Annotated in this window: 10 protein-coding genes; 1 reads left to right on the top strand and 9 read right to left on the bottom strand. The window is 67.6% G+C overall.

The window, feature by feature from the left end; all coding sequences use genetic code 11:
• The first annotated feature begins 20 nt into the window (after positions 1–20).
• Entirely contained in the window at positions 21–890 is an 870-nt protein-coding gene (locus LW840_RS01185) for a DUF3623 family protein (protein WP_291276278.1), read from the top strand.
• Between the two features lie 84 nt (positions 891–974).
• Here the strand turns inward: LW840_RS01185 and LW840_RS01180 are convergent, their stop codons facing one another.
• The 9 genes from LW840_RS01180 to LW840_RS01140 form a co-directional block, all read right to left on the bottom strand.
• Positions 975–2,222: an ABC transporter permease gene (locus tag LW840_RS01180; protein ID WP_291266784.1), complete on the bottom strand. Its 1,248-nt coding sequence runs from the start codon at positions 2,220–2,222 to the stop codon at positions 975–977.
• Between the two features lies 1 nt (position 2,223).
• Entirely contained in the window at positions 2,224–3,468 is a 1,245-nt protein-coding gene (locus LW840_RS01175) for an ABC transporter permease (protein WP_291262586.1), read from the bottom strand.
• A 3-nt stretch (positions 3,469–3,471) separates the two neighbouring features.
• Complete coding sequence (locus LW840_RS01170; protein ID WP_291262587.1) at positions 3,472–4,728, bottom strand: ABC transporter permease; 1,257 nt, start codon at positions 4,726–4,728, stop codon at positions 3,472–3,474.
• 9 nt (positions 4,729–4,737) lie between these two features.
• Positions 4,738–5,985, bottom strand: a complete 1,248-nt coding sequence (locus tag LW840_RS01165) for an ABC transporter permease (RefSeq protein WP_291262588.1) — start codon at positions 5,983–5,985, stop codon at positions 4,738–4,740.
• Between the two features lie 48 nt (positions 5,986–6,033).
• Positions 6,034–7,299, bottom strand: coding sequence for an ABC transporter permease (locus LW840_RS01160; RefSeq protein WP_291266782.1), 1,266 nt, complete (start codon positions 7,297–7,299; stop codon positions 6,034–6,036).
• A gap of 3 nt (positions 7,300–7,302) precedes the next feature.
• The gene (locus LW840_RS01155) at positions 7,303–8,550 is read right to left on the bottom strand and encodes an ABC transporter permease (RefSeq protein WP_291276277.1); all 1,248 of its coding nucleotides are present in this window, start codon (positions 8,548–8,550) and stop codon (positions 7,303–7,305) included.
• Positions 8,551–8,605: 55 nt separating this feature from the next.
• Positions 8,606–9,286 carry an ABC transporter ATP-binding protein gene (locus LW840_RS01150; protein WP_343213637.1) on the bottom strand — a complete coding sequence of 227 codons (681 nt, stop codon included), beginning with the start codon at positions 9,284–9,286 and terminating at the stop codon, positions 8,606–8,608.
• A gap of 122 nt (positions 9,287–9,408) precedes the next feature.
• Entirely contained in the window at positions 9,409–10,692 is a 1,284-nt protein-coding gene (locus LW840_RS01145) for an efflux RND transporter periplasmic adaptor subunit (RefSeq protein WP_291266779.1), read from the bottom strand.
• 12 nt (positions 10,693–10,704) lie between these two features.
• On the bottom strand, positions 10,705–12,207 hold the full coding sequence (locus LW840_RS01140; protein WP_291276276.1) for a TolC family protein: 1,503 nt from the start codon (positions 12,205–12,207) through the stop codon (positions 10,705–10,707).
• Between the last annotated feature and the right edge of the window lie 67 nt (positions 12,208–12,274).

The raw sequence follows: 12,274 nt of genomic DNA, 5'->3' as shown, positions 1-12,274 counted from the left end.
TGGAGACGGTACGGATACCGATGGTGCCGACGCGTCCAACGGGGTGGCGGGCGTGGCTGCCGTCACTGTTGCGCGCGCGTCACCCGGACATGGTGCACGCCACCGACATTGCCACACGCGAAACCACGATGCGGGTGGCCCTGCGCTCCTTCGGCGTGGTGGTGGCCTTCTGGTGGAGCACCACGGGCGTGGTCTTCGCGCTCGAGCGCACGCCCGGCACCCGGCTGCTGGGGCTCGTGGTGGCCAGCGCGCTGGCGCTCTGGGGCGCCTCGCTCGTGTATCTCGAGCGTGATCGCGACACGCCCTCGGCGGCCCGTCGCAGCTTTCTGGGCGGCGCGTTTCTCTGGACGTGGGCGCAGGTCACGTTCTACGGCGGATGGATCATCGGCCCTGAGGAGTTGCGGCTCTCCATTCCCGCCGAGCCGCCGTCGTGGAGCTTCGCCGTGCGGGCCGTGCTCTCGATGTTCTGGTATCAGCTCGTCATGCTGGGAGTGCTGGCCACCACCGCGTTCTTCACGCACCAGCGCGTGAATCGGGTGGGATGGTACACGGCGGCACTCTTCTGGGTCGTGCACCAGGTGGCCAGCATCAACATCTTCCTTGGCGTGGAGAACCCGGGTCGCGGATTCTTCCCCGACCAGCTCGTGTTCCTCGAGTCGTATTTCGGCCCGGTGCAGAACAGCTGGTTCCTGCCGTTCACGCTCGGGTGCGTCATTACTTACACCGTGGTCACGGCGGTGCTGGCCATTCGCGGGCGTACCCCGGCCTATCGTCAGGGCAAGATGCTGCTCACGGTGATCGGCGCCCTGTCGGTCCTCGAGCTCGCCGTGCTGGGGGCTCCCATCCAGCTCCCGCTCTGGGAGGCGTTCCTGGCGGTGCGCGGGTACTGAGAGAGTTCCGTGAGTCTGCTGGGGAAGAGGAACTGACGGCAGGTCTCCCCTTCGCGGACGCGCCATTCGTCCGTTCCGGCTCGACTACTCGTAGCGCAGCGCTTCGATGGGATCGAGTCTGGCCGCACGACGCGCGGGAATCATGCCGAACACGATGCCGATGCCCACGGAGACCACCACCGCAATGACGGTCAGGGTCACCGGCACGGGCGCATCGATGTCGAGCGCAACGGCGGCCACGCGCCCGAATACGAGACCCACCAGAATGCCAATGACGCCACCAATGCCGGTGAGGGTACTCGCCTCGACGAGAAACTGGATGAGGATGTCGCGGCGCGTGGCACCAAGCGCCTTGCGGACGCCGATTTCGCGGGTGCGACTGGTGACCGAAACGGTCATGATGGCCATTACGCCGATCCCGCCCACGAGCAGTGCTACGCCGCTCAGCACGATCATCACCAGGAAGAAGACGCTCGTGAGGCTGTTGAAGGTGTCCAGGATCTGGTCCTGCGTCACGAGGTCGAAGGTGTTGCCGTCGCCAGGGCGCAGTCGCCGGCTTTCCCGCAGCGCCATCTCGACGGCGCCCTGGGCGTCGGCCACGCGCACGCCTGCCCGTGGCTTGACCGGGATGAACAGCGCATTGGTGCGATCGATGGTGTACGAGCGATCCATGAAGCGAAACGGCACCACGGCGCCCACCGATTGCCCCGGGGGCGCAAAGATGTTCCCCGGCTCTGCCCACAGGCCGATCACCTCGAGCACGCGCCCACCGATCTGCACGCGCTGCCCCAGCAGGCGCTCCTGGCCGAACATCGAGCGCGCCGTGTTCTCCTGCAGCACCACCACCGGGGCCCCGGCGGTGATTTCGCCGCGCGTGAACCAGCGCCCCGCCACCAGTTCGCCACCCTGAATGAGGGTGAAACCGTCGTCGGCCCCCATGATGGCCATCCCCTGCGTGCGCACGCCGTCGGCCTCGATGCGCGCCAGCGTTTGCGCCCACAGCGAGGCGTAGCCGATCTCGGGGAGCAGGCGAATGCGCGCCACTTCCGCCTCCGTGAGATCGGGACGGATGCGCACATCCTTGGGCAGGTTGTCCGGATTGAGCGGGGTCTGCGAGAACTTCTTCAGCACGTAGAAGGTCGTGGGGCCGGCCACCTCGATCGTGGTCACGATCTGGTCGCGAATGCCCTGGACCATGGCGGCCATCGTCATCACGGTGGCCACGCCAATCACCACGCCAAGAATGGTCAGCGACGAGCGCAGCTTGCTCACACGCAGCGCTTCGAGCGCCAGCTTCACGTTCTCGGCGAGCCCACTGCCCGAGAGCGGCATGTCAGGTTTCCGCGCGCATGGCCGTGATGGGATCGAGCCTCGCGGCGCGCGATGCGGGGTAGACGCCGAAGAGCACGCCGATCCCCGCCCCCAGCACCAGCGACAGCGCCACGCTCCACGGCGTCACGCGGGCGGGCAGGGGGCTCACGCTGCTTACCACGAACGCCAACGCCCATCCTGCGGCCACGCCCAGCACGCCGCCGGCGAGCGCCAGCGCCACCGCTTCCGCGAGGAACTGCCGCCGCACATCCGCCGCCGTGGCGCCTACCGCCTTGCGCAGCCCGATCTCGTGGGTGCGCTCGGTGACCGCCATGAGCATGATGTTCATGATCACGATGCCGCCCACGAGAATGCCAATGGCCACCACCGCCGGTACCACGGCGAAGAGCACCCTCGTGAGTTGCTTCCAGAAGGCGATGAATGCTTCCCCGGTGCCGATGTCGAAGTCGTCCCGGTCGGCGGGGCGCAGGTGACGCGCCACGCGCATCGCCTCCTGGGCGCGCGCCATGGCCGGCGCCACTTCCTCGGCCGTCCGCATTTTCACCGAAACGACCGTCTGCTGGCGTCGCCCCCAGATGGACTCGAAGGCGGGAATGGGAATCATCACGAAGGCATCGAACGACTGCCCCAGGACGCGTCCCTTGGGTGCGACCACGCCCACCACGGTGAAGCGGCGGCCGGCAATGCGCACCTCCTGGTCGATGGCATTCCCCTCGTCGAAGAGATCCTTCGCCACATCGGCGCCGATGGCCACCACGGGGCGGCGCTCGCGCACGTCGAGTTCACTGAGCGGCCGGCCCGCCACGAAGCGGTAATCCTGCACCGCCTGGTATCCCTCGCTCACGCCGAACACCAGTACACTGCCGAGGGTGCGATTGCGCCACACCACGTCGGCGCGCGGCGTAGGCCACCCGGTCGAGAAGCCGATGGCCTGGGCGTCGGGGAGCGCCGCCGCCACGGCGGCCGCGTCGCGCTCGTCCACGCGCGGGCGCTTCTGCAGCAGGCGGAACTCGTCGTCGGTGAAAAGCCCCAGGCTGAGCGGCAGGCGACGCACCTGGAAGGTATTCATGCCGATCATCGCTTCCGCGATGTTCTCCTTCACGTAGGCATTCATCCCCTGGATGATGGCCACCACCGCCACGAGAAACCCCACCGACACCACGATTCCCAGCAGCGTGAATGCGGTGCGCAGGAGGTTCACACGCAACTGGCCGAACGCCAGGCGGAAGATGTCGACGGGAAGCATGGCCTACTCGTATCGCAGCGCCTCGACCGGATCGAGGTTGGACGCTTTCACGGCCGGCAACATGCCGAACGCCACGCCGGTCACGGCGCTGGCGACGAGCGCGGTCACCACGATGCTCGTGGGCAGCTCGGCTGGAATGCTGGTATTGGAGCGGATGACCCACGCCAGCAGCGCGCCCACCGCAAGGCCCACGATGGCCCCAATACTGGTGAGCGTGGCCGCTTCGACGAGAAATTGCCACCGGATGGTGCCGGCGGTGGCACCCAACGCCTTGCGCACCCCGATCTCCCGGGTGCGCTCCGTCACCGAAATCATCATGATGGCCACCACGCCCACGCCCCCCACGAGGAGCGCCACCGCCGACAGGGCGAGCCCCACGGCGAAGATGGCACCAAAGAGCTGATTGAAGGTGTCGAGCAGACGATCCTGCTCCACCAGGTAGAACGTTTGTCGCTCCCCCGGCTTGAGGCCGCGGCTGGCACGGAGCGCGGCAGTGACCTCGTCCATCACTTCGTCCTGCCGCGCACTCGGCAGCGGGCGCACCGTGAGCACGAGCCCACTGCGGAACGCCTCCAGTTGTCGTACCGCCGCCTGCAGCGGAATGATGGCGCGCGGCGTGTCGGGGCCCTTGCCCTGCAGCGACAGCAGGAAACCGGCGCGCGGCGAGTACACGCCGATCACGGTGAATTGCTGACCGTTGAGCGTGATCTGCTTGCCGATGGCCTCGGACTGGCCGAACAGCTGCGCCTTGAGGGTGTCGTTGATCAGCGCCACCGGCGTGCCGGCGGCGTCTTCGGTGCGCGTGAAGTTGCGCCCCGGCGCGATGTCCGACGCATTCACCTTGGGCCAGTCCACGCTGTAGGCGTCGTAGCCCACATTGTCCACGCGACTGTTGCGGTAGGCGAAGTTGGCCGATCCGCCCAGCGTGGCAATGACCGTTTCCACCCCGGGCAGGCGCCTGACGATGTTCCACTCCTCGAAGCTGATGGGCGGATTGCTGCGGTCGGGACACTTCTCGTCGGTGCCGTCGCAGCCGCTCAGCCCGGTGCTGCGGCGCTGCACGAAGAAGCTGGTGGCACCGATCTGGTCGAGGTCCTGCTGGAACGACGTGCGGATGCCGTTCACCACCGCGCCCATGGCCACCACCACGAACACGCCGATGGCGACACCGGCAATGGTGAGACCGGCGCGCACCTTGTTGCCGCGAATGGCTTCGAGCGCCATGCCCACGCCTTCCAGCACCAGCAGCAGACTGTTCATGATGGCTCCTCAGTCGGCGCGTAGCGCGGCAATGGGGTCCAGCTGCGAGGCGCGACTGGCCGGATACAGCCCGGCACCAATGCCCACGCCGGCGCCCGTCACCAGCGCCGCAACGATGGACCAGGGCGCCACCGCCGCCGGCAGCGGGGTGAGCGCTGCCACCAGTTCGGCAAGGCCGATGCCCAACCCGATGCCGATGGCGGCACCAATGGTGCTGAGCGTCGCGGCCTCCACGAGGAACTGCGAGAGAATGTCCTTGCGCTTGGCCCCCAGCGCCTTGCGCACCCCGATTTCGCGCGTGCGTTCGGAGACCGCCACGAGCATGATGTTCATGATCACCATGGCCCCCACGACGAGGCTGATGGCCGGCAGGGCCGTGCCGAAGAGCACGAGGCGCCCCTTGAGCTGCTTGATGAAGCCGAAGGCGGCATCCTGCGTGACGATGCCGAAGTTGTCAGGCTCCGCGGCGCGCAGGCCGCGGAAGGCGCGCAGCGCACCGCGCGCGAGTTCAATGCCTTCCGCCAACTCCGCCTGCGTGGGCGCCTGCACGATGAGCGTGCTGAAGTCGCGCAGCGGGCGAATGATGCGCTGCATGGGCGACGTGTACGGGGCAATGGCCAGGCGGTCGAGGGAGAAGCCGAACACCGAACCCTGCTTCTCCACCACCCCGATCACGGTGAAGGGCACCCCGGACACGCGCAGCACGCGATTGATGGGGTTGAGCCCCGGGAAGAAGTGCTCGGCCACTTCCACGCCGATCACCAGCACCGGCGCGCCGGCACGCACTTCCTGGTCGGTGAAGGCGCGCCCCTGGTCCACCGCGAACTTCTTGATGGCGAAGTAGTTCGCGTCGGTGGCCACCGCCTGCACCTGCCGCGGCCGGGCCCCCGGGGCGCTGGCGTACTTGAATGTTTCGCTGGAGATGGTCGACGTCATGGACGCCGGCAGCGCCCCACGCACGGCGTCGATGTCGGTCATGCGCAACAGCGGACGCCGCTGCGCTTCACGCGAATCGAAACCCCGGTTGCCACCGGGTCCGCCGGCCACGTTGTCGAAGCGCCGCACCGTGAACGTGTTGGTGCCGATCAGGCGCGACGCGAAGTCTTCTTCGACGTACTTGCCCATGCCCTCCACGATCGACACCACCGCGATGAGGAACATCACGCCGATGGTGACGCCGAGGAGCGTAAAGGCACTCTTGAGCTTCTGGACCCGCAACTGGGCGAGGGCCAGCCGAATGGCATCGAGGGTTCTCACCCCCGAACGATAACACCCTCGGGGTCGGCGGGTCGTCCCCCGACGCGGCTATTCGTACCGCAGCGCCTCTACCGGGTCGAGGCGGGCCGCCCGACTGGCCGGGAGCAGCCCGAACAGGATTCCGGTAATGCAGCTGGCGCCCAGCGCCGCCACCACGGCCAGCGGCGGGATGCTGGCCTCGACGGGCGTGAAATTGCGGATGAGCAGGGTGCCGAGCCATCCCACGAACAGCCCGATGGCGCCGCCGATACCGGTGAGCGTGGCCGCTTCCACCAGGAATTGCCACAGAATGGTGGCCTTCGTGGCACCCAGCGCCTTGCGCACGCCGATCTCCCGGGTGCGTTCGGTCACCGAGATCATCATGATGGCCACCACGCCCACCCCACCCACGATGAGCCCCACCCCCGACAGCACCAGCATGACCAGGAAGAACATCCCGACGATCTTGTCGTAGGTCTCGAACAGACGGTCCTGGGTGATGATCGCAAAACTCGACTCTTCGGAGGGCCGGGCGCCGCGCAATCCGCGCAGCATGGCCGTGACGTCGTCGATCGCCAGGTCCCGGGCGAGGGCCGGTGCCAGCTCCTCCCGCGGCTTCACCGCCAACGCCACGCCGCTTGCCCGGGCCCCGATCGAGCGGATGAGGGTGGTGATGGGCACCACCGCCTTGGGGCGGTCACCGCCGTTCAGGAAGCTGACGTTGTCCTTGAACACGCCGATCACCTCGAAGGGCACATCGTTCATGGCAATGGTCTTGCCAAGGGGGTCACTGTCGCCGAAGAGCCGCTCTGCCATGAGCGTACTGATGACCGCGACGCGCGCCCCGGTGCGGACCTCCGACGGGGTGAAGGCCCGCCCGGGATACACCTCCGGGGCGTTGATCAGCGTCCATTCCGCCGAGTATCCCTCCACGCTGGTCGACGACAGCTCGGTGCTGCGGTAGGCCACCTTGGCGCCCCATTCGAGCCGCTCGCCCACCGCGTCCACCGAGGGGAGCTGCCGCAGGGCATCCACTTCGTTGGGGCGCAGCGGCGGGTTGCGCAACCACTGGCAACTGGTCTCACTGCCGTCGCAGCTTTCGAAACTGATGGGGTAGCGCGTGACGAAGAACGTGGTGGGCCCCATGCTGGCAAAGTCTCTTGCCACCGCCTGGTTGATGCCGTGAACCGCCGCCGCGATGGCCACCACCACGAACACCCCCACGGCAATGCCGAGAATGGTGAGCCCGGCCCGCACCTTGTTGGCGCGCACCGCGTCGATGGCAATGCGGACCCCCTCGCTCATGGCCGACAACACCGCGGGGAATGCACTCATGGCTTACTCCTGCCGCAGGGCAGCGATGGGATCGAGCCGCGAGGCGCGGCTGGCGGGATACACACCGGAGACGATGCCCACGCCGGCGCCGAGCGCGATGCCCACGACGATGGACCACGGGGCCACGCTGGCGGGCAACGGCGAGACCGCCGCAATGAGCTGCGCGAGCCCGATGCCCAGCCCCACGCCGATCGCCGAGCCGATCGTGCCCAGCGTGGACGCCTCGATGAGAAACTGCAGCAGGATGTCCCGGCGCGTGGCGCCGAGCGCTTTCCGAATGCCGATCTCCCGGGTGCGTTCGGCCACGGCCACCAGCATGATGTTCATGATCACGATGGCGCCCACCACGAGGCCGATGGCCGGCAGCGCCACCCCGCCGAGCACGAGGTACCCCTTGATCTTGTTCCAGAACTCCAGGGCGGAGTCGGCGGTTTGCAGCGAGAAGTTGTCCTTCTGCGCCGGCCGCAGCTGGCGCTGCGCGCGCATGGCGGCGCGCACCAGCTCCATGTTCTCCGTCATGGCCGGTACCGTGGGCGACTGAATCACGACCGCATCCACGATGTTGGGGCGCGAGTTGAGCAGTCGCCGCGCCGGCGAGCGGAAGGAGGCCACGACGAAGTTGTCGAAGGACATGCCCATGGCCTTGCCCTGGGTCTCCGCCAGCCCCACGACGCGGTACGGCACGCCGCCCATCTTGAGCTCGCGGCCAATGGGATCGAGCCCGGGGAAGAGTCGGTCGGCCGCATCGGGGCCAATCACGACCGACTTCTCGCCGCGGTCGAGCTCCTGCGCCGAGAGCAGGCGTCCGCGCGTGACTCCCATCTTCTTGATGTCGAAGAAGTCCCCCTGCACGGCGATGCCGCGCACCTGACGCGGCCTGCCGCTCGTGCTGCTGGTCGCCATCACCATGTCTTCGCTGTACAGGTACCAGCGCGTGTCGGCAGGCAGCGTGGAGGTCGCTGGCGCCACGTCGGTGATGTCGAGGCGCGGGCGCTTGCGGTACTCCTCCCAGGTGGACTCGTCCACATCGCCGATGGTGATGTTCGGGCGGTGGCGCAGCTCGAACGTGTTCACGGCAATCAGCTTGCCGATCAGGTCCTCCTCCATGTAGCGCCCCATGCCTTCCACGATGGAGACCACGGAGATGAGGAACATTACCCCGATGCAGACGCCGAGCAGCGTGAACGCGCTCTTCAGCTTCTGGGCGCGGATGGTACGGAGCGCCAATCCAATGGCATCGAAAAACGGCACGGGGCCTCGCGGTAAGCGGTGACCCCGTGCCGTACGTGCCGTTGCGGCGCCGGTTTCAGTGCGCCGCGTGTGTCAGGCCGACGCGTTCGATGAACTGCTCGCGTGTCTCGTCGCTGGCGATGACGCCGTCACGCAGCACTACCACGCGGCGGGCATGCGCGGCAATGTCCGGCTCGTGGGTGACCATCACCACCGTCTGCCCCTGCTGCGCGAGCTCCTCGAAGACCTTCATGATCTCCTCGGACGTGGTGGAGTCGAGGTTGCCGGTGGGTTCGTCGGCCAGCAGGATGGACGGCCGGTTCACCAGCGCGCGCGCGATGGCCACGCGCTGGCGCTGGCCGCCGGAGAGCTCGTTGGGGCGGTGATGCATGCGTTCGCCGAGCTGCACCCGCTGGAGCGCCTCACTGGCCCGCTTCTTCCGCTCGTCGGCGGAGACGCCGGCGTACACGAGCGGCAGCTCCACGTTCTGCAGCGCCGACGCGCGCGGCAGCAGGTTGAAGGTCTGGAAGACGAAGCCGATTTCCCTGTTGCGCACCCGCGCCAGCTGGTCGTCACTCATCTCGCTCACCAGCTGGCCGCTCAGCCAGTACTCGCCCTCATTGGGCGTGTCGAGGCAGCCGATGAGGTTCATGAGCGTGGACTTGCCCGAGCCCGATGGCCCCATGATGGCCACGTACTCGTTGCGCCGGATGGCCAGATCGACCCCGCGCAGGGCGCGCACGATTTCCCCGCCCATGTCGTACTCGCGCTTGAGCTGGCGCGTGACGATGACCCAGTCCTTCGTGGGCGTGGCGCCGTTGGTGGCGGTGACGGCGAGCCGTTCCCCGGTGGTGCTGAGGCCGATATCGCCCAGCGCGCTCACGACTTCTTCTCCGCCGCCACCTTCTTCTCGGTCACCGCCTCCTTCACCAGCGCGCCATCCTTGAGCTCGCGAATGGCCTGGTAGGTCCCGGCCACGATGCGCTCACCCGGCTTGAGGCCGGCGAGCACCTCGAAGTGGCGCTCCCCCGCAATGCCCACCTTCACCGGGCGGAAGGTGACCGTGTTGTCGGTGCCCACGATGAACACGCCCTCCACGTCGCGCTTGCCCACTTCCTTGGTGGGCTGACGCCCCACGGTCACGGCGGAGTCGCCGTTGGGCAGGTCCTCGTTCTCCCGCACCGTGAGCGCGATGATGGGAATGCTCAGCGCCTTGGTGCGCTTGGCGGTGACGATCTTGGCGGTGGCCGAGAAGTCGGGGCGCGTGTCGGTGGGGGGATTCACCAGCTGCACGCGCACTTCGTAATCGATGGCCTGGTCGCCGCTGGCACCCGCGGTGGCCGACTTGGTCACGGAGCTGTTGGAGATTTCCACCACCTTGCCCACGAACGCCGTGTCGGGGAAGGCATCGATCTGGATGAGTGCCGAGTCGCCCACGCTGATGCGCGCCACGTCGGTCTCGTCCACCTTCACCTTGGTCTCCAGCACGCTCATGTCGCTGATGGTGAGCAGCGTGGCCGCGTCCTTGTTGAGCGTCCCCATGATGGCCGTTTCGCCCTCTTCCACGTTGAGCCGCGTGATCTTGCCGCTCATGGGGGCCGTGATGGTGGTGCGGCTCAGCGCCTGCCGGGCATCACGCACCGAGGCCACCGCCTGCTCGACGGAATAGTTGGCCGCCTCGGCCAGCGCCTTGTTCACGTCCATCTGCGTGCGCAGCTGCTCGAGCTGCTCTTCGCTGATGAGGTTGGGGGTCTGCTTCTGGATGGCGGCCGAGCGCTCGTAGTTGCGCTGCGCCTGAATGAGGTTGGCTCTGGCCTGCGCCGCCTGCGCGCGGGCGGAGGCCAACGTGGCCTCGGCGCGCTGCATGGCGGCGGTGGCCTGCTCGGGGTCGATCTGCAGCAGCAGCTGCCCCTTGGTGACCATCTGGCCTTCCTGCACCACGAGTCGCACGATCTTGCCGGTCACGTCGGCGGACACGTCCACCTTGGTGCGCGGCTGAATCTGGCCGCTGGCCGTGACCGACGCCACGAGGTCGCGTGCTTCCACGGCTTCCACGCGCACTTCGGTGGCCTTGGTCTTGTTCTTGTTGGCGGCCACGACCGCGAGCCCGACCACACTCGCGAGGACCACACCACCGATGGCGTATTTGGCTGTCTTGTTCATGATTGGACTCAGTTAGCGAAGCGGGCGACCGACGGCATTCTCGAGCGCGGCAAACGCCCGTTGCACGTCGTATACGGCGGTGATGCGGTCCGTCTCTGCACGCTCGAAGTCGCCGCGCGCCTGCACCAGTTCGACGAGGTTGATGGCGCCCACCCGGTAGCGCTCCTGCGCCAGTGAGAGGGCGGTGCGCGCCGTGCGCACGTTCTGTTCCTGCAGGGCGACGGTCTGCTGGGCCGTGTTGAGCTGCAGATACGCCGCCGTCACGTCGGCGGTGACCCGCAGCTCCTGGCCGCGGGTGTTGTTTTCGGCATTGCGACGCTGCACCTGCGCCTGTTCGATCTGCTGCTCGCGCCGGAACCCGTTGAACAGGGGAAGCGAGAGGCTCGCCGACACGCTGTACGGGTTGCGGGTGAAGTCGAACGGATACTGCCCCTGCGCGTCGCGAATGGACTGCTCCTGGGCCGGGGTGAAGGCAATGTTTTCACACGCGGCGAGGTTGTTGGCCAACTGCAGGCGCGCGCGGACCTCCTCCGAGCGGATGCATCCGGCACGCTGCGATGCCGCGCTGTTCCGCGCGGTGGTGATCAGCGTGTTGGTGTTCAGAAAGCGGTTGGTGAATGCCGAGACGCCGGCCTGGAGCCCGAGCGACGGATAGTAGCCGCTCTTGGCCGACGTCAGCTGCCGCCGAGCCGACTCCTCACGCATCTTGAGGGCGCCGAGCGTCGGATTGGCGCGCTTGGCCATGTCGAGGACCGAGGGCAGTTCGAGCGACGGGGTGGCCGGCAGGTTGGGGTCGAGGGTGGTGCCCGGCACGGGATCGATGCCGATCTGCTGGAAGAGCCGTACCACTTCGACCTGGGCCGTGTTGCGCGCCCGGAGCTGCGCCACGCGCTGCTGGCCATCGGCCACCTCCGCCCGCTGCACGTCGAGCTGCGTTCCCGAGCCCACCTGCAGCCGCGCGCGCGCCAGCTGCAGCTGCGCGGTGGTCGTGACCAGCAACGTGTCCTGCAGGACGGCGTTCGCCTGTGCCTGCAGGGCCGTGAGGTACTGATTGATGACGTTGTTGCGCACCGCCACTTCGGCCGCCGCAATGTCCGATTCGGTTGCTTCCTGCTCCGCCTTGACGGCGCGGCGATCGTTGAGCGCGCCCAGGGACAGGTTCAGGTTGGCCGACGCGCTGGCGTCGGTGGAGAGCTGGTCGTTGGTGGAGCCGAATCCCTGGCCCTGGAAGAACGTCTGGCGTCCTTCGCGATAGCCGCCACCGAAGCTGGTATTCACGCTGGGGAGGAACGCGCCGTTGGCCGCCCGCACGTTCGCGGCGGCATTGCGCCGCGCGTTCACCGAGTTGGCCAACGTCGGGTTGCTGCGACGCGCCAGCGTGAGCGCATCGGCAAGCGTCAGGACGTTCCCCTGAGCGGTGGCCGGGGCCTGGGCGTGGGCCACCGCCGGAGTCATGACCCCGGCCAAGCAACCGATCGCCAGCGCGAGCACGTGAAATCTCACGGGAAGTCTCATGATGTTGGTGCAAGATGAAGAAAGGAGGACAGGGGGGCGTACGGCGGTCCCCAACCGATGGTTTCAG

The sequence above is a fragment of the Gemmatimonas sp. genome (assembly GCF_021298855.1).
GTDB lineage: Bacteria > Gemmatimonadota > Gemmatimonadetes > Gemmatimonadales > Gemmatimonadaceae > Gemmatimonas.
This window is presented reverse-complemented; position numbering and strand designations above follow the sequence as displayed.

Bases quoted from the DNA above. Each gene is read 5' to 3' on its own strand.
- LW840_RS01185 (WP_291276278.1), top strand. From the start codon at position 21: ATGGTGCCGACGCGTCCAACGGGGTGGCGGGCGTGGCTGCCGTCACTG.
- LW840_RS01180 (WP_291266784.1), bottom strand. From the start codon at position 2,222: ATGCCGCTCTCGGGCAGTGGGCTCGCCGAGAACGTGAAGCTGGCGCTC.
- LW840_RS01175 (WP_291262586.1), bottom strand. From the start codon at position 3,468: ATGCTTCCCGTCGACATCTTCCGCCTGGCGTTCGGCCAGTTGCGTGTG.
- LW840_RS01170 (WP_291262587.1), bottom strand. From the start codon at position 4,728: ATGAACAGTCTGCTGCTGGTGCTGGAAGGCGTGGGCATGGCGCTCGAA.
- LW840_RS01160 (WP_291266782.1), bottom strand. From the start codon at position 7,299: ATGAGTGCATTCCCCGCGGTGTTGTCGGCCATGAGCGAGGGGGTCCGC.
- LW840_RS01150 (WP_343213637.1), bottom strand. From the start codon at position 9,286: ATGGGCGGGGAAATCGTGCGCGCCCTGCGCGGGGTCGATCTGGCCATC.
- LW840_RS01145 (WP_291266779.1), bottom strand. From the start codon at position 10,692: ATGAACAAGACAGCCAAATACGCCATCGGTGGTGTGGTCCTCGCGAGT.
- LW840_RS01140 (WP_291276276.1), bottom strand. From the start codon at position 12,207: ATGAGACTTCCCGTGAGATTTCACGTGCTCGCGCTGGCGATCGGTTGC.